15 protein-coding genes are annotated in these 17900 nt (G+C 63.0%); all 15 read right to left on the bottom strand.

The genetic code is table 11. The annotated features are described in order from the left end of the window. The 15 genes from JFN91_RS14585 to rnr all read right to left on the bottom strand — a co-directional run bounded on the left by JFN91_RS14585 (position 1) and on the right by rnr (position 17823). A complete protein-coding gene (locus JFN91_RS14585) occupies positions 1–864 on the bottom strand; it encodes a hypothetical protein (protein ID WP_199389913.1) in 864 nt (287 codons plus the stop codon). Beyond that, positions 861–1655 (bottom strand): ABC transporter permease, encoded by a 795-nt coding sequence (locus JFN91_RS14580; protein WP_199389912.1) that lies wholly within the window; start codon positions 1653–1655, stop codon positions 861–863. The genes JFN91_RS14585 and JFN91_RS14580 overlap by 4 nt, the downstream gene beginning before the upstream one ends. A 149-nt stretch (positions 1656–1804) precedes the next feature. Further along, positions 1805–2167, bottom strand: a complete 363-nt coding sequence (locus tag JFN91_RS14575; RefSeq protein WP_199389911.1) for a hypothetical protein — start codon at positions 2165–2167, stop codon at positions 1805–1807. Positions 2168–2202: 35 nt separating this feature from the next. Beyond that, the gene (locus tag JFN91_RS14570) at positions 2203–2427 is read right to left on the bottom strand and encodes a type IV pilin protein (RefSeq protein ID WP_199389910.1); all 225 of its coding nucleotides are present in this window, start codon (positions 2425–2427) and stop codon (positions 2203–2205) included. A 215-nt stretch (positions 2428–2642) separates the two neighbouring features. Then, positions 2643–4019: a sigma-54-dependent transcriptional regulator gene (locus JFN91_RS14565; RefSeq protein WP_199389909.1), complete on the bottom strand. Its 1377-nt coding sequence runs from the start codon at positions 4017–4019 to the stop codon at positions 2643–2645. Positions 4020–4076: 57 nt separating this feature from the next. Further along, entirely contained in the window at positions 4077–5699 is a 1623-nt protein-coding gene (locus JFN91_RS14560) for a two-component system sensor histidine kinase NtrB (protein ID WP_199389908.1), read from the bottom strand. A 4-nt stretch (positions 5700–5703) separates the two neighbouring features. Next, complete coding sequence (locus tag JFN91_RS14555) at positions 5704–6927, bottom strand: type II secretion system F family protein (RefSeq protein ID WP_199389907.1); 1224 nt, start codon at positions 6925–6927, stop codon at positions 5704–5706. A gap of 40 nt (positions 6928–6967) precedes the next feature. Further along, positions 6968–8071 (bottom strand): type IV pilus twitching motility protein PilT, encoded by a 1104-nt coding sequence (locus JFN91_RS14550; protein WP_199389906.1) that lies wholly within the window; start codon positions 8069–8071, stop codon positions 6968–6970. A gap of 32 nt (positions 8072–8103) precedes the next feature. Further along, on the bottom strand, positions 8104–9810 hold the full coding sequence (pilB, locus tag JFN91_RS14545) for a type IV-A pilus assembly ATPase PilB (protein ID WP_199389905.1): 1707 nt from the start codon (positions 9808–9810) through the stop codon (positions 8104–8106). Between the two features lie 72 nt (positions 9811–9882). Continuing rightward, entirely contained in the window at positions 9883–10737 is an 855-nt protein-coding gene (gene aroE, locus JFN91_RS14540; RefSeq protein WP_199389904.1) for a shikimate dehydrogenase, read from the bottom strand. Continuing rightward, complete coding sequence (locus tag JFN91_RS14535; RefSeq protein ID WP_199389903.1) at positions 10737–12593, bottom strand: glycosyltransferase family 117 protein; 1857 nt, start codon at positions 12591–12593, stop codon at positions 10737–10739. The genes aroE and JFN91_RS14535 overlap by 1 nt, the downstream gene beginning before the upstream one ends. After that, positions 12583–13611: a lysylphosphatidylglycerol synthase transmembrane domain-containing protein gene (locus JFN91_RS14530; protein ID WP_199389902.1), complete on the bottom strand. Its 1029-nt coding sequence runs from the start codon at positions 13609–13611 to the stop codon at positions 12583–12585. The genes JFN91_RS14535 and JFN91_RS14530 overlap by 11 nt, the downstream gene beginning before the upstream one ends. Before the next feature lie 66 nt (positions 13612–13677). After that, on the bottom strand, positions 13678–14664 hold the full coding sequence (locus tag JFN91_RS14525; RefSeq protein ID WP_199389901.1) for a bifunctional riboflavin kinase/FAD synthetase: 987 nt from the start codon (positions 14662–14664) through the stop codon (positions 13678–13680). Positions 14665–14679: 15 nt separating this feature from the next. After that, positions 14680–15528, bottom strand: coding sequence for a twin-arginine translocase subunit TatC (gene tatC / locus JFN91_RS14520; protein WP_199389900.1), 849 nt, complete (start codon positions 15526–15528; stop codon positions 14680–14682). 81 nt (positions 15529–15609) lie between these two features. Then, entirely contained in the window at positions 15610–17823 is a 2214-nt protein-coding gene (gene rnr / locus JFN91_RS14515; protein WP_199389899.1) for a ribonuclease R, read from the bottom strand. Positions 17824–17900: the final 77 nt, after the last annotated feature.

The following is a 17900-nucleotide window of genomic DNA, read 5'->3' as shown; positions in this document are numbered from 1 at the left end:
TCACTTCTTGGTTACGCCTAGGGCGAACTTGCTGGTGGTGGCAACCTTGCCGTCCGGGCCGAGATAGAAGCTGCCCCCGTACGGGTCCACGGGGACGGACTTCAGGTAACCGGACTGAACCAACTGCTCCACCGAGATGGGGAGGCTCCCCTTATCGGCGCGGAAACGGTCCCGGGCCTGCTCGATGCGGCGCACCTCCTGGAAGGCGCTCAGGCGCAGCTGGTAGCTCTTCTTGACGGCCTCGTTTTTGGCGGTCTTGACCATGCCACCCAGGTAGGCGATGGCGAGGTCGGTCTCCCCGGACTCCTGCATGTAGCGGCTGGCAAGGCTCTTGTACAAGGGCTCGCCGCTCAGGTCACCGGCCAGGTCGTAGTAGTGCGCCGCCTTCTTGTAGTCCTTGAGGAAATAGGCGCTGTTGAAACCGGCGAAGAACGGCAGGAACCAGTCCCAGGTCCGGTACTTCATGCCGTAGTCGAGCAGGTTGTTGGCCACCTGGTACTGGTGCGCGTCCCAGGTGAGGATGCCTTGGGCGAAGTAGTAGGCGTCCATGTTGTAGGGGTCCAGCTGGACCGCGGCATGCAGCAGGCGGGACATCCCCGGAAGGTCGCCGGGCCCGTTGACGATGGCACCCTTGGGCAGGTCTCCCATCAGGGTGCCGTAGTACATCAGCACCTTGAAGACCAACGCAGCCCCGGCCACTTCCTTCTGGTCCACGCTCAGGGACTTCAACACCTTGACGCTGGGGACGTAGCCGAGCTTCTCCTCGACGGGTTTCGCGCGCATGTAGCCTGCGAAGGGGACGATTACCGCGCCGTAGCCGATCAGGCCGGCCAGCAACAAGATGGTGGCGACGTGCCTGCTCACTTCATCTCCCTGCGGTTGAAAACGAGGATCGAGGCGCCCAGCAAAATCGCGGTGTAGGTGAGAAAGTAGGCGGCGGTAAGGGCCAGCCCGCCGGGGTTGGGCGCCACACCGTAGATCGCGTTCAGCTTGAGGTCGAACCCGGCCAGGTTCGGGATCAGGTAGTAGGCGACCGTCACCGCCTGTTTCAGCATGGGGGACACGGCCTGCGCGGCAGCCGGGGAGTGTACGTACTCGTACACCTGCTGCGAGATGCCGCTGGCGAGATAGGTGCAGATGGTCCCGAATATGGGGAGAAAGAACGAGGTACTGACCGTGGACAGCAGCAGGGCCACCGCCACCAGCAGGACGTACTTGAGGGTTGCGTAGACCAGCGCCAGCAGGAGAAAGCCCCAGACCACCGGGCGTTCGGCAGGGTACAGCGTGGACGACACCGCAATCGCGGCGCAGGAGGCCAGCCCCAGAACGGTCGAGGTAAGCAGCATGAACAGCGCCAGGCCCAGGAAGCGGCCGAGCACGTAGGAGCTGCGCCGCAGCGGGAGGCTCAACACGCTATAGGAATAGCGGCGCTCGATGTCGCGCCACAGCGAGGTGCCCCCCAGAAAGACCGACAGCAGCAGCAGGATGAAGGAGATTAGGGACAGCGAGAGGGTTACCGAGAGCTCTGTTACCTGGCGCATGGAAAGCGAGGCGGCTGACGGAATGAAAAGGAACAGCACGGCCAGCGCCATGATCCCTTGAAAGACTCGATCGCGAAAGATCCCTTTCAGGGTAACCATCATGATGTTCAGCATAGGCGATTGCACCTCAATAGGTTCCCGGCCCAACAGGGAACCTGTCAGAACAGGACAGCCTACTATACCGGGGGAGGGCCGGAGAGCGAAATAAAAAAAACGAGATGCCGAGACATCTCGTTTTTTGAAAAACAAACCTGCAACCAGTATTACATTGCGGTCCAGGTGGAGAATGCGGAGTAGCTGGCAGCGCCCGGAGCGGCGAGGTCGGTGGAGCCGATCTCCTGCTTGTAGATCGCGGTAGCGTCATGCGCGGTGCCGTAGCGGGTGTTGCCGCTGCTGTGCTTGGTGTCGAGAGCGTAACCGCCGGTGCCGTAAGCAACGCCGAGCTTCACGTTCTTGGAAAGCTTGCCGATCAGGGTAGCGGTGGTCCCGGAGGAATCGCCGGTGCTGATGCCGCCGTAGATGGTTTTGGACTCGCCGGAAACGCCGCCGGTGGTCAGCGACGATGCCGACGCGAAGCTGGCGGTAAGAACAACAACTGCAGCCGAAAGTGCGATTATCTTCTTCATATAACCTCTCCTTTAAAGTTGAATAATGTTAGCTGTTATCTCTCGTCCAGAGAAGCCGGGTAAGCCTGACGGTCAGCCATGTAGGCTTCCATACCAGTCTTCATGTTCTTCAGGTCGCTGTTGGCTGCGCTGTTGTAAGCCTTGGCACGGTACGCGGAGAACTGCGGGATTGCGATGGCGGCGAGGATGCCGATGATCGCGACGACGATCAAGAGCTCGATCAGGGTGAAGCCTTTGTTGCTTCTGATTTTGTTTAACATCTGTTTCTCCTTTTCGTTGGTGGATTGCCGAATTGAAGATCTGGTTAGATCATCGGTACCGCAAGACGTAAGCTATAGAGCAACATGTAGGCCAAAGTAACGAAACAGACATAAGCAGATTAAATACAATGGTTTTGCAGCTGGACGGGTCCTCTGAGAGAGTAACCCAAAGTGTCACAGCGACAATTTAGGCAACCGGAAAGTGACGTTTTTTGTCAGTCGGCCTCATCCATGCCGAATTTTGCCAGGCGGTAGCGGAAGGAACGGAAGGTCATGCCGAGGAGCGCCGCCGCCCGCTTCTTGACCCCGCCGCTCTTGTCGAGGGCCTGCACCAGGAGCTTCTGTTCCAGGGTGTCCAGGTACGCCTGCAGGTCGATGCCCTCCTCCGGGATCTCCAGTTCCCCGGTGGGTGCCGCGGTAACGCGATGGTCGCGCACCGAGGGCGGCAGGCAATCGAGGACGATGACGCGGCTTCCCAGCACGACGCAGCGTTCCACCAGGTTCTCGAGCTCCCTCACGTTCCCCGGGAAGGGGTAGTTGAACAGCGCACGCAGGGCATCGGGGGCGATGATGTCGCCGGAGCCGGACCAGAGCGAGTACTTCTTGTAAAAGTGCTCGACCAGCGCCGGGATGTCCTCGGCCCGCTCCCGCAGCGACGGCATGCGGATCTGCACGACGTTGAGGCGGTAGAACAGGTCCTCGCGGAAGGAACCCTCGCGCACCTGTTCTTCGAGGTTGCGGTTGGAGGCGGCGACGATGCGCACGTCGGCCTTGAGGGAGGTCGCCCCGCCCACCCTGCGGAACTCGCGCTCCTGCAGCACCCGCAACAGCTTGGCCTGCAACTGCAGGGGCACCTCCCCGATCTCGTCGAGGAACAGGGTCCCGCCTTCGGCCTGCTCGAAGAGGCCGGAGCGGTCGGCGATGGCGCCGGTGAAGGAACCCTTGGTGTGGCCGAAGAGTTCGCTCTCGATGAGCGTCTCGGGGATGGCGCCGCAGTTCACCGCCAGGAAGGAGGCGTTCCTGCGCGGGGAATTGTAATGAATCGCCCGCGCCGCCAGTTCCTTGCCGGTGCCGCTTTCCCCGGTGATGAGCACGTTGGCCATACTGTCGGCCACCTTGGCGATCAGGTCGTAGACCTCGCGCATCTGCTTGCTTTTGCCGATCAGTCCGCTGAAGCTGAAGCGCTCCTGCACCTCGGCCTTGAGGCGCTTGTTTTCCTGCACCAGGCTCTGCTTCTCGAGCGCCTTGCGCACCAGCACCTTCACCTCTTCCACCTTGAAGGGCTTGCCGATGTAGTCGTAGGCACCCAGTTTCATGGCCTCGACCGCCTGCTCGGCGGTGGTGAAGGCGGTTATCAGCAAAACCGCGGTGTCCGGGGCCTGCCCCTTGATGCGGGAAAGCAGATCGATGCCGCTCAGCCCGGGCATGCTGACGTCGGAGATCACCATGTCGTAGTGCCGCTGCCCCATGCAGGCAAGGGCGGTCTCGGCGCTGTCCGCCTGGTCCACCAGGTATCCCTCACCATCGAGGAGGATGGCCAGGAACTCCCGCATGCTCAGTTCGTCATCGACAACCAAAATTCTGGCAGACATCAGATACTCCTTGGATTGCTTTTCTACCTTAACCTCAACCGTAACCTCAACCTGCCTTTACGCCGGCAGATGCAGGGTGACCGTGGTCCCCTTCCCCAGGGTGCTGTTGATCGACATCCTGCCGCCGTTGGTTTCCACGATGCGGTACACGGTGGCCAGCCCGAGCCCGGTGCCCCCCTTCTTGGTAGTGAAGAAAGGCTCGAAGACCTGCTTGACGTCGTCCTGGCTCATCCCCGAACCGTTGTCACGGATGCGGATGCGCACCTCGTTGCGGCCGTCGCTGCTGACCAGGGCGCCGTCGATGCCGATGCTGCCGGAACCGGTCATGGCTTCAGCGGCGTTGACCAGGAGGTTCCAGAACACCTGGGAACACTGGTCCTTGTCGAACTGCACCACCAGGTCGGCGGGCAGTTCGTTGTCGACCTCGACCCCTTCCATCCTGGGATCGGTCGCCAGCAGGGCACAGAGATCGGTGATCACCTTGTGCAGGTTCAGCGCGACCTTGCTGGGCTGGTTGGGCTTGGCGTAGAGCAGGAAATCGCGCAGCAGCCCGTCCAGGCGATCGGTTTCCCTGATGATGATGGAAAAAAGACGCTCGTCCTTCTCGTCCACCCACGGCCTCAGGGCGACCAATTGCACGGAACCGCTGATGGCGGCCAGCGGGTTGCGGATCTCGTGCGCCATGCGTGCCGAAAGCTCCCCGAGCGCGGCCAGACGGTCGGCACGTTTGAGGTCCGCGGCCATGCGCTTGATCTCGGTCAGGTCATGCAGGTCGATGATGGCGCCGACCGTCTCGCCGTCCTTCCCCATGAGCGGAACCGACTTGTAGGAGAGCAGCAGCTCCTTGCCGTCAGGGTCCCGGTGCTGGAATTCCCCCTGCCCCGACTCGAGGCAGGTGGGCCCGAAGCAGGCGCAGCCGGGCAGGACATCGGTCAATGGGCGATCGTACGCCTCCTGTTGGGAAACCCCGGTCAGGAGTTCGGCGTAGCGGTTGAAGACCCGGATCCGGCCCGACGCGTTGATGGTCAGAAGCCCGCTGTCGATGGTGGACACGATGCACGAATTGAGGCGCTCCAGCTCCTCGTAGTCGATCACCTTTTCCTGCAGCGCGCTCTCGGAGACCCGGGCGCGCTCGGCCAGATGCCCGGCCAAAAACGCGGTCAGGAAGAAGGCGGCGCAGTGGAGAAAGATCAGGTAGAAGAGGTACTCGGCCCCCCACTGCTGCGCGGGGTAGGCGGTCAGTCCCAGCGGGGCCAGCTTGCCGTAGTACTGGAAGTCCAGTATCGCGCCGTAGAGGATGACGCACAGCGAGGCGGTGTAGTAGGCCTGGGAGCGGGCCAGGAGCACGCTGGCGCTGATGATGGTGAGGAAGTAGAGAAACGCGTAGTGGGACGTCACCCCGCCCGAAACCAGGATCAGCACCGTGACCAGGATCAGGTCCCAGACGATCTGCAGATGGGTGAGGGTGCGCACCGTGAGTGCGGTCGCCTTGCGCAGCACCCAGAGGGAGAGCAGCGAGAAAAGGTAAGTGGCGCCGATCAACCGGAGCAGCACTCTCCCGGCGACCTCGCCACTTACGTCGTAGGTGTGAACGTCAAGGTAAACGGTGGTGACCAGGAACACGGACACCACCAGCAGTCTTAGCAGTATGAACCAGAAGACCTTTTTCTTTTCAATCATCCACTTAACCGCCGACTGTGCCTGCCAGCTTGAAGATCGGCAGATACATGGCGACGACCAGGCCACCGACCGTGGTGCCCAGGAACACCATGAGCAACGGCTCCATCATCGAGGTGAGCGCACCGACGGCATCGTCGACCTCGTCGTCGTAGAAGTCGGCGATCTTGTTGAGCATGGCGTCCATGGCGCCGGTCGCCTCGCCGACGGAGATCATCTGTACCACCATGGGGGGGAAGACGCCGCATTCCGCGAGCGGTTCCGCGATGGTCTTGCCCTCGGAGATGGACTGGCGCACGTTGTAGATCGCCTCTTCCACGATCTTGTTGCCGGCGGTCTTGGCGACGATCTCGAGGCCGTCCATGATCGGGACGCCGGAACTGATCATGGTGCCCAGGGTACGGGTGAACTTGGCCACGGAGACCTTGCGGACCAGCGGACCGACCACCGGGGCCTTGAGCGCCAGGGCATCGATGACCTTCCTGCCGGCCGGGGTGGCGTAGTACTTGCCGATGGCGTACTTGATGCCGAACATGGCGGCGATAATGACCACGATGTACTTGACCAGGAAGTTGGACATGGCGATGACGAACTTGGTCGGCGCAGGCAGCTCCCCGCCGAAGTCGGCGAACATCTTGGCGAAGGTCGGGATGACGAAGATCAGGATGACGCCCACGACGATGACCGCGATGGACATGATGGTGATCGGGTAGACCATGGCGCCCTTGACCTGCTTCTTGAGCTTCATCGCCTTTTCGATGTAGGCCGCAAGGCGCGCCAGGATGGTGTCGAGAATACCGCCGACCTCACCCGCGGCCACCAGGTTGACGTAGAGCTGGTCGAATGCCTTGGGGTGCTTGGCGAGCGCGTCGGCGAAGGTGGAACCGCTCTCCACGCTCTCCTTGACCTTCACCAGGATGTCCTTGAAGGTCTTGTTTTCCTGCTGGCTGGAGAGGATGTCCAGACACTGCACCAGCGGCAGGCCGGAGTCGATCATGGTGGCGAACTGGCGGGTGAAGACGACCAGGTCCTTGGTCTCGATCTTCTTGGGCCCGCCGAAGCCCGGGATCTTGAGCTCCATGGCAAAGCCCTTGCCCTGCTCCCGGACCGTGATGCCGTTGAAACCGTATCGCTTAAGCTGCGCCTCCACCATGGCGGCGCTGGCGGCTTCCATGACGCCCTTTTGGACGCTCCCCGCCTTGCTTCTTGCTTCCCAATCGAACTTTGCCATCTAGGTACTCCTTTCCCGGTGTAACCGGGACTGGCTGCTGCTATCTTTGCGGCGGACGCCGCATCTGTGCCGCGCCCGAGCCGCCCGGGGCCAGCATCTGCTTCAGCTCGTCCGGTTCGGAGGAGCGGCCCAGGGCATCGTCTACCGTGATGAGGCGCCGCGACAAAAGCCCCATCAGGCACTGGTTCATGGTCTGCATGCCGAACTTCTCCTGGCCGACCTGCATCTGCGAATAGATCTGGTGCACCTTGTCCTCGCGGATCAGGTTCCTGATCGCGGGGTTGGGGACCATGACCTCGAGCGCCAGCGCACGCCCCCCCCCGGTGGCTTTCGGGATCAGGGTCTGGGACATGACGCCTTCCAGCACGAAGGAGAGCTGGGTCCTCACCTGGGTCTGCTGGTAGGGAGGGAAGACGTCGATGATCCTGTTGATGGTCTGGGCGCAGGAGTTGGTGTGCAGCGTGGCGAAGCAGAGGTGGCCGGTCTCGGCCAGGGTCAGCGCCGCCTCGATGGTCTCCAGGTCGCGCAACTCGCCGATCAGGACCACGTCCGGGTCCTGGCGCAGCACGTACTTCAGGGCGTGCTTGAAGCTCTTGGTGTCGGCGCCGACCTCGCGCTGGTTCACGATGCACCCCTTGTGCGGGTGCAGGTACTCGATCGGGTCCTCGACGGTCACGATGTGGTCGTGGCGGTTGAGGTTGATGTGGTCGATCATGGAAGCGAGCGTGGTCGACTTACCCGAGCCGGTAGGCCCGGTGACCAGGATCAGGCCGCGCGGCTTGTCGCACAGTGCCCTGACCACGGGGGGAAGCCCCAGTTCCTCGAAGGTGAGGATCTTGTACGGGATAACCCTGAAGACGCCGGCGACCGCGCCGCGCTGCACGAAGATGTTCCCCCTGAAGCGCGACAGCCCCTTGACGCCGAAGGAGAGGTCCAGCTCGTTCTCCTCTTCGAACCTGTGCTTCTGGGCATCGGTCAGGATGCTGTAGCAGAGTTGTTTGGTCTCGATGGCGGTGAGCGGCGGGACGTCCATCGGGGTGAGTCTACCGTCGATGCGGATCTGCGGCGAGGTATTGGTGGTGATGTGGAGGTCGGAGCCACCCCTCTCCACCAGTTCCTTGAGCATTTGATGAAAGTTGATCATGAATACCTCGTCTCCGTTACCCTTTGGTGGCGTCAGTCATCGGCCACCGTGACTCTCAGAACTTCCTCGAATGAAGTGACCCCTTCCATGAGCTTGGTGAGGCCGGACTGGCGCATGGTCTTGACCCCCAGGCGCATGGACTCGCGCTTGATCTCGGCGGTGTTGGCGCCGTTCAGGATCAGCTCCCGGATCGGCTCCAGCATCGGCATGACCTGGTAGAAGCCCACCCTCCCCTTGTAGCCGGTGCCGTTGCACTTGGCACAGCCGGTGCCGCGGTAGCAGACCACCGAGGGGGCCTGCTCGGGCGCTACGCCGGCGTCGATCAGGGCCTGCACCGGCACCTCCTCGATCACCTTGCACTCGCCGCAGACGCGGCGCGCCAGGCGCTGGGCCGTGATCAGGTTGACCGCGGAGGCGACCAGGAAGGGCTCGATGCCCATGTTGAGCAGACGGTTGATGGTCGAGGGCGCGTCGTTGGTATGCAGGGTAGACAGCACCAGGTGACCGGTCAAGGCGGCCTTGACCCCGATCTCGGCGGTTTCGAAGTCACGGATCTCGCCGATCATGATCACGTCCGGGTCCTGGCGCAGGAAGGCGCGCAGGGCGGCCGCGAAGTTGAGGCCGATGTCCTCGTGCATCTGCACCTGGTTGATGCCGGCGAAGTTGAACTCGACCGGGTCCTCGGCGGTGGAGATGTTCTCGGTGACCTTGTTCAACTCGGAGAGCGCGGAGTACAGCGAAACCGTCTTGCCGCTACCGGTAGGACCGGTGACCAGCACCATCCCGAAGGGCTTGTGGATCTCACGCTGGAAGTGCGCCAGCGCCTCGGGCTCGTAGCCCAGCTTGGTCATGTCCAGCTGCAGGTTGCTCTTGTCCAGAAGACGCAGAACGATCTTTTCGCCGAACAGGGTGGGGAGCACCGAGACGCGGAAGTCCATGTCCTTGCCCCCCCCCAGCTTGATCTTGATACGGCCGTCCTGGGGCAGGCGCCTTTCCGCGATGTCCAGCTCGCTCATGATCTTGATGCGGGAGGTGATGGCGTTTTTCAGCTTCAGGGGGGGCTTCATCACCTCGTAGAGCACGCCGTCGATGCGGTAGCGCACCCGGAAGTACTTCTCGTAGGGCTCGATATGGATATCGGACGCCTTCTTCTTGATGGCGTCGGTGAGGATGAGGTTCACCAGCTTGACGACCGGGGCGTCCTCGGTGGCGCGCTCCAGGGAGCCGACGTCGATGTCCTCTTCGTCCCCGATGACCTCGAGGTCCTCCATCTCCAGGTCGCTCATGACGTCGGCCAGGGAGGCGCTCTGGTCATAGAACCTGTCGATGGCGGCCTTGATCGAACTCTCGGCGACGACGACCACTTCGACGTTATAGCCGGTCATGAACTTGATGTCGTCGATGGCGAAGATGTTACTCGGGTCGCTCATGGCGATGATGAGCGTGGAGCCGGCCCGGTTCACTGGAACGATCTGGTACTTGTGAGCGATCTCGGCGGGGATGATCTTGACGACGGCGGCATCAACCTCGTAGTCGGCGAGATTGATAGTGGGGACACCGTACTGCTTGGAGAGAAACGAGGTGAGATCTGCCTCGTTGATCAGCCCATCCCTGACCAGAATGGAACCCAGACGCAGTTGTCCGCCCGCAGCTTTCTGTTCCGCGAGCGCCTGCTTCAGCTGTTCCTTGGTGATCAGGTTGTTTGTGACCAGCAGTTCACCCAGTCTGCTTACGTGCATAGCTACCTCAGGGGTTAAAGATCCTGTGAATGGTATTTTGTAATCGCGTTAATGTCAAGGAATAGCTCCATGTTACAGAACCGCGGCCAGCGCGCCCTCCATGCACCCCTTGGGCGGGATGGCACCGGTCCAGATCCGGAACGCCGCCTCGCCCTGGGCCACCAGCATTGCGAGGCCGTTGGCGCAGGGGATCCCGAGCGCCCGGGCCTCGGCCAGAAGCGGCGTGACCGGAGGGGCGTAGACCATGTCGTAAAGGCATCCGCCCGGTTTCAGCGCGGAGAGCGCGAGCCCCGGGAATGAATCCCCGGCCATCCCCACCGAGGTGGTGTTGACCACCAGGTCGAAGCCCCCCATGAAGCCGGCGTCGGAGAGGCAGTCGAGACCGCGGGTGGCAAAGCGGGTCTCGGGCAGCCGTGCCGCAACCAGCTGCGCCAGCGCTGCGGCCGGGTCGTGCGAGCGGTTGGCGATGGTGACCCCGGCGGCCCCGGCCAGGGCCAGCGAGACCACGGCGGAGCGGGCCGCTCCCCCCGCACCCAGCACCAGGATGTGCTTGCCGGCCGGATCGAACGAGAGTTTCTCGCGCACGGCGGCGATGAGGCCGATGCCGTCGGTGTTGTAGCCGATGAGCTTTCCTTCCCGCGCCACCACGGTGTTGACCGCACCGATCAGTTCGGCTTCGGGGGTCACCTGGTCCAGCAGCGGGATGATGGCCACCTTGTGGGGAATGGTGACGCTGAAACCGGCCACGCCGACCGACTTGAGCCCCGCGATCCCCTCGGCCAGCCGCTCGGGCGTCACCGGGAAGGGAACGTAGATCCAGTCCAGGCCCAGCGCCTGGAACGCGGCGTTGTGCAGTACCGGCGAAAGCGAATGGGATACCGGCCAGCCGATGATCCCGGTTACCGTGGTCTTCCCGGTGATCGCCATCACTGCACCCCGCTCGCCTTCAGGATGGCGTCGATCTGCGGTTTGTTTTCCGGCGAGATGGCGGCCGCGATCTTGAGGTCACGGGCACCCGCCTCCTTCTGCCCCATGCGCAGCCGCGTCTGCCCCGACTCGATCAGGGCCGCGGCGTAGATCAGGATCGCCTTGCCGGTGTCGAGGTCGCGGAAGAACATGTCGTGGTCCCCCAGCACCCCGCGCAGCGAGTACATGGGCCAGCTGTCCAGATCGGGCTGGGACTGCGGCACACTGGGGCTGTCCAGCCGGAAGGTGATGCCGCGCTGGTGCAGCACGAAATTGTTGAAGTTGATCGAGTACTTGGTGGAGAAGTCCACGAAGACCGGGCGGCGGTTGTACTGCTCGCTCACCGAGGTGAGCAGCGTGTTGTCCGGCGAACGGTAATCCATGGGGAGCTTGTACAGCTGGCTTCCCTTGAACATGCGGGGCATGCTGTCCAGGTACCAGTCGAACACCAGGTGCGGGGTGTGCGGCAGGTCGAGGTCTTCGCGCATCCGCTCCACCCCCTGCAGATACCACAGCGGAAAGGCGCCGGAGTCGCCCCAGGTGTACATGACCGCATTCTGCGGCAGCGAGCGGAGCGTGTTGCTGGCGTAGTCGAAGGCGATGTAGTTCTCGTGCTGGTCGTTCTCCACGAAGTTGCGGGCGAAGATGATGACCGGGAGCATGAACAGCAGCGCCAGGAGCCCCAGGCGCAGCGGCATGGAGTCGGGCAGCCGCTGGGCCGCCTCCTTGAACAGGGTGAAGAGCCCCACCCCGATGAACACGGCGGAGAGGCAGTAGAGCGGGGTGAAGAATTCCTCGGTCAGGAAGATGAGCTCGCCCGGGGTGTTGAAGTAGCCGACGATCACCGCCAGGAACGAGCCGAGGGCGATCAGGTAACCCAGCACCAGCGCCCGCTTCCTGAAGCAGAGGTAGCCAAGCCCGATGATCAGGAGCGCCATCCCCGCCACGGTGAACTCGTAGGGTACGTTGAAGGCGTTCAGCTGCGACCAGAGCAGGTTCAGGTCGCGGTTGGGCTTTTCGGTCGGGTATCCCTTGCGCAGGATGTTCCAGAGGAACTGTTCCAGGTTCTTGGAGTCGCCCCAGTTGAGCACCGGGTGCTGGAAGGCGCGCACTATCAGGTGCAGGTGGATGCCGAAGCCGAGCACGCCGAAGGCGAAGGCGATGAAGAACTCCTTGAAGCGCAGGATGACGCGGTGGTCGGCGGACCAGAGCAGGAAGGCGTAGGTCGGGATCATGAGCACCATGATCTGGTGGGCGCCTGCACCCAGGCCGCAGAGAAAGGCCCCGAGATAGACGTAGGCGGGGCGCTCTTCGCCGGAGAGAAAACTCTCACGCCACAAAAGCATCAGGTAGAAGACCACCGCGCAGATGAAGGCGAGCAGCGGATAGGGCTTGTCGTGGTTGGACTGCAGCCACAGCCTCGCGGTGCAGGCGAAGGTGACGGCGGCGGCCAGCGCGGAGAGCTTGACCGGCAGCCCCCGGAAGCGCCCCTGCCACGCGGTCTCTTCCCCCTCCAGGAACTTCACCGTCAGCAGGTAGACGCCGTAGCAGGCCAGCGCCGCCGAAACGGCGGTGGCGAAGTTGACCCTGAAGGCGATGCTGCCGATGGGGAGGAAGGTGAAGGGTTTGGCGTAGTTGATAAACAGCGGATACCCCGGCGAGTGCGCCACACCCAGGGACGAGATAGCGGTCAGGAACTCGCCGCTGTCGAAAAAGGTCACCGTGGGGGCCAGTGTCAAAAGGTAGATGAACAAGGGGATGCTGAAGGCCAGGATGGCGAAGTGGTCCAGCCTGCCGAGGATTCCGTTATTGTTCACGCAGTTGCTCCTGAGAGGTATTTTCGCTGATGTTCCGGATGGAAAGCTTGTCCCGCCACAGGCAGCCAAGGCCGGCAACGGTGACCGGGAAAAAGCCCATGGCGTGGATGACGATGGCAATGCTCAGGGCCCGCTCGCTGCCGATCTGGAAGGCGGACAGGGCGGTGACACAGGCCAGGTGATGGGTCCCGATGAAACCGGGAGAGGCCGGCACCATGACCGCAAAGACCAGGAAGACCATGATGAACATGGACGCAGTGGGCGGCAGCACGACGCCGAAGGCACGCAGCATCAGATCCACGGGCCAGATGGCGGTGGCCCAGACCAGCAGCGAGCTGACCAGGGTGCCCATGATGCTGGCGGCGTCGCCCGGAAAGCGGATGCCCGAGATGAATGAGCGCAGCATGGCGTCGATCTTCTCTCCCAGGTGCGGGGCCACCGGGCGCACCAGGCGCGCCACCACTCCGAGGGTGAAATCGGTGTGCCGCCTGAGCAGGAACAAAAAGGCCATCACGCAGACATAAAGGGTGAAGGTGATGTAGCCGCCGGTGACCAGCGCGTGCTGGACCCCTTCCATCCCGGCCGGCAGCCTGATGGTGAAGAAGGTGATCAGGAGCACCAACAAAATGGTGAAGCCGTCGCACAGCCGGTCCAGGACCAGCGAGGCGAAAACGGCGCTGGTGCCGATCCCCTCCTTGCTCCCCAGCGAGTAGGCGCGCACCAGTTCCCCCAGCCGCGCCGGGAGCAGGTTGTTGGCCATGTAGCCGATCAGTGTGGAAGGGAAAAGGTTGCCCAGGCTGGTCTTCTTGATGGGGAGCAGCAGGAACTTCCAGCGTATGGCGCGCAGGTAGTAGCTGACGAAGGTAAGCACGAGCGCCGGCACCAGGTAGCGGTAGTCCAGCCCGGCGAAGGCCTCGGCCATCTTGTGGAAGTCGATCTTGCGGAACAGCAGAACGAGGCAGACGGCGCTGATGGCGAGACCGACCAAGAGCTTTTTATCGAGTTTTTGCGTGAACAATCCGGCTCCCGTCTTCGGTCGTATGGCTTGGGGGGACTGGCTCCGTCAGGTGCCTGTCCCTTTTGGTTACGGCTTCGTTGCCGCGGCGACGCAGTCCCAGTCGCCGCCGCTCTCCGAGGCGACCGGCCGGGCCTCGCGGAGGATCTCGCGGCAGCGCTCCACGTCGGCCGCGATGGCAGTCTTCAGTTCGTCCAGGCTCGCGAACCTCTTCTCGCCGCGCAGCCTTTCGATGAAGAAGAGCGTGATCTCGCGGTCGTAGAGGTTCTCCTCGAAATCGAGCAGGAACACCTCGATGGAGAGCCGGTCGTTGCCGAAGGTGGGGTTCGGGCCGATATTGCAGGCGCCGTCCAGGAGGCGGTCGCCCAGGCAGACCTTGACCGCGTAGACCCCCACCGACGGGATCAGGTCCTTCTCCGTGTCGATGTTGGCGGTGGGGAAGCCCAGCCCGCGCCCCCGCTCGTGGCCGTGCACCACCTTGCCGGTGATGGCGAAGTGCCGCCCCAAGAGTTGCGCTGCGGCGGCGACGTCGCCGGCGCTCACCAGCCTGCGCACCGCGGTGGAACTGTAGACCGTGGCGCCGTCCGAGATGGGCTGCAGTTCCTCGACGCTGTAGCCGTAGCGGGTGCCCAGCTCCCGCAAGAGCCCCACGTCCCCTTCCCTGCCGCGCCCGAAGGCGTAGTCGTAGCCGATCACCAGCCGCTCAAGCCCGATGGCGTCCACCAGCACCCGCTGTACGAACTCCGCCGCCGGCATGGCGGCGAAGGTCCGGTCGAAGGGAATCTCGAGCAGGTAGTCGATGCCCGACCCCTCGATGAGGGCCTCTTTCTCGCGGCAGGTGGTGATCAACCGCACCTCCTGGTGCGCCGCGACCACCTTCAACGGGTGCGGCACGAAGGTGATCACCACCGAAACCCCGCCCATCTCGCGCGCCAGTTCGCGCACCCTGCGGAAGATCTCGCGGTGCCCGAGGTGCACGCCGTCGAAGTTGCCGATGGTCACCACCGGCCGGCGCAGTTTTTCCTTTATTTCAGAAACGCTTCTGAAAATGACCATGAAGGGTAGGTGTCCTCAGGCCTCGGCCGGCTCGACGTTGGCCGGGGGAAGTTTCTTCTTCCCGAACAGGAGCGCGACCCAGATGCTGATCTCGTACATGAGATAGAGCGGGATCATGATGACGAACATGGTCACCAGGTCCGCATGGAACGCGGCGACGATGGCGCTCGCCAGCAGCGCGTATTTTCTGCGGGTGGCCAGCATGCGGTAGTTGACGATGCCGAAACGGGCCAGAAGCAGCGCAAGGATCGGGAGCTCGAAGATGAGTCCGAACATGAGGATCAGGCGCAGGCAGAAGTTGATGTAGGCCGAGATGTTGTACCAGCTCTGCAGCCCGCTCGCTTCGTAGGAGAGCGAGAAGTTGATGATCACCGGCCAGATGATGACCAGGAAGAACATGGCCCCGGCGCAAAAGGCGAGGGTTGCCGTGGTGACGAAGGGGACCACCATGCGCCGCTCCTTGCGCGTCAGACCCGGCGCCACGAAGAGCCAGAACTGGTGGAACAGGACCGGGAGCACGATGACCAGGCCGGCCAGCATGGAGATCTTGCACTGCACGAAGAACGGCTCGAGCGGCGCGCTGTAGTTCAGCATGCGCGGCTTTTCGGCGACCTGGTGTTCCTCGCCCAGCTTCATGCGCTGGTACGCCTCGGGGTAGCTCTGCTTAACCTTTTCGTAGAGGGATTTCTTTATTTCCGACAGGTACGTCTTACCGGTCAGCGGCTGTTCCACGAACTTCAAGAGGTCGGTGGAAAAGTTCCAGGCGACCCCCATGCCGATGATGATGGCGAAAACGCAGACGATCAGCCGTTTCCGGAGTTCCACCAGGTGCTCCATGAACGGCAGTACCTTTTCTTCAACCATAAAACGTGTATCTCCTAATTAATGCCGCGCAGAGCTCAAACTAACTCTATACCACAGCGCGGAAAGCCAGCGCAACAGCTTTCAACGGCGCCTGGGCTTGGGTCGCTTCCCCTTGATGGGGATGCGCTGGTAGGCGTTGCGCACGTCGGCGATGGGCTCGATGGGGCGCTTCTCCAGGGTGCCGACCAGGGCGAACTCCACCTGCTTGCGCGGCTCGTTCACCGCCGCCACCTTGACCCTGATCTTGTCGGCGATGCGGTACATGGCGCGGCTTCTCTCGCCCACCAGGGCGTGGCTCTTTTCCAGGTGCACGTAGTAGTCCTGGGGGAGGGTCGCCACCGGCACCATCCCCTCCACGAAGAGATCGATCAGTTCCACGAAGAGGCCGAAGGGGGCGACGCCGGTGATGTAGCCGTCGTACTCCTCGCCGATCTTGTCGCGCATGAACTGCATCTTCTTCAGGTCCACCATCTCGCGCTCCGCCTCCATGGCGACCCGCTCGCGCTTGCTGGTGTGCAGCCCGGTCTCGGGGAGCCTGGCCTCCAGCCGGTCCTTGTCCGCCTTGGTCATCTTGCCGGCCAGCACCCGTTTCAGGATGCGGTGCACCACGAGGTCCGGGTAGCGCCGGATGGGCGAGGTGAAGTGGGTGTAGGACGAGGCGGCCAGGCCGAAGTGGCCGAGGTTCTCCGCGCTGTAGCGCGCCTGCTTCATGCAGCGCAAGAGCACCTCGTTGATGAGCCGCTCCTCGGGCTTCCCCGCCACCTCGGCCAAGAGCTTCTGCAGCGCGACCGGGCTCACCTTCTCGTCCACCACCTTTAGGATGTAGCCGAAGCCGAAGACGAACTCGGAGAGGTCCTGCAGCTTGACCGGGTCGGGGTTCTCGTGGATGCGGTACAGCGACGGGACCGGGGTCGATTCCAGGAAATGCGCCACCGCCTCGTTGGCCGCCAGCATGAACTCCTCGATGATGCGGTGGGCGAGGTTCCGCTCCGCACGCACGATGGCCGTGGTCTCCCCCTGCAGGTCCAGGATGATCTGCGGTTCGGGGAGGTCGAAGTCGATGCTCCCCCTCCCCTTGCGTACCGCGTTCAGCCTGAGGGAAAGTTCCTCCATCACCTTCAGGTCGGCCACCAGGTGCCGGTTCGACTCGATGGCCTCGGCGTCCCGGTCCACCAGGACCTTCTTCACCGTGGTGTAGGTGAGCCGCGCCGCGCTTTTGATCACGCTGGTATAGAACTTCTGGTCCACCCTGGCGCCGGTCGAGTCGAAGAGCATCTCCGCGGTCATGGTGAGTCGGTCCACCTGCGGGTTCAAAGAGCAGATGCCGTTGGAAAGCTGCTCGGGGAGCATCGGGATGCAGCGGTCCGGGAAATAAACGGAGGTGCCGCGCAGGTAGGCCTCGGTGTCCAGGCGAGAGCCCTCGGCGACGTAGTGCGACACGTCGGCGATGGAGACCCAGAGGCGGATCTTGTCCCCTTCCCGGGCGACCGAGACCGCGTCGTCGAAATCGCGGGCGGTCTCGCCGTCGATGGTGACCGTGAGCCGTTCGCGCAGATCGACCCGCCCCTGGATTGCCTCCTCGGTCACCTGCTGGGGCTGCCGTTCCGCTTCCGCCATGACCTTCTCGTCGAAGACGTGCGGCAACTCGTACTTCTTGATGACGGTGAGCGCCTCGACTTCCGGGTCGTTGGCCTCGCCCAGCACCTCGACGATGCGCCCCTCCAGCGGGCGCGCACCCGCCGGGTACGACGTGATCGCCGCCAGCACGATCTGCCCGTTCTTCGCCTTGGACGCGCCGCCTGCGGGGCCAGGCGTCACGAACAGGTCGCGTCCGAGTTTGGGGTCGTCCGGGATCACCCGTCCCCCCTTGCCGACCGCCTCGAAGCGCCCGACGATCTCGGTGACGCCGCGCTGCACCAGCGCCGTGATGCGCCCCTCCCGCTTGCCGTCGCGCCGGGTCGACACCACCTGTGCCTCAACGGTGTCGCCGTTCATGTATTCAGAGAGGTAGCGTGCCGGCACGAAGAGGTCCTCGCCGCCGTCCTCGGGCATCACGAAGCCATAGCCGTCCCGGTGCGTGGAAAGCTTGCCGCGCACCGTGTCGCCTGCCCCGGCCACCGTGTAGATCCGTCCCGGCAGCTTGGCGATCTCCCCGGTCTCGACCAGGTAGTCGAGCATGTCGTCCAGGCGGCCGCGCTCGTGCCGGGATACGTTGAGAGCCTTCAGCATCTGCCGGTATGGAACCGGCTCCCCCTTGCCGAGCAGCCTCATGATGCCGTCTTTACCTTTACGCATTACAGAACCCCTTCGGGAAGATATTGAAATCAGTACCGTTGGATAATGCAGAAGGGGCATCGGAAAGTCAAGAAAGA

Source organism: Geomonas anaerohicana (assembly GCF_016458305.1).
GTDB classification, from domain to species: Bacteria; Desulfobacterota; Desulfuromonadia; order Geobacterales; family Geobacteraceae; genus Geomonas; species Geomonas anaerohicana.
The sequence above is the reverse complement of the archived record's forward strand: the minus strand, read 5'-3'. Positions and strand labels throughout refer to the sequence as shown.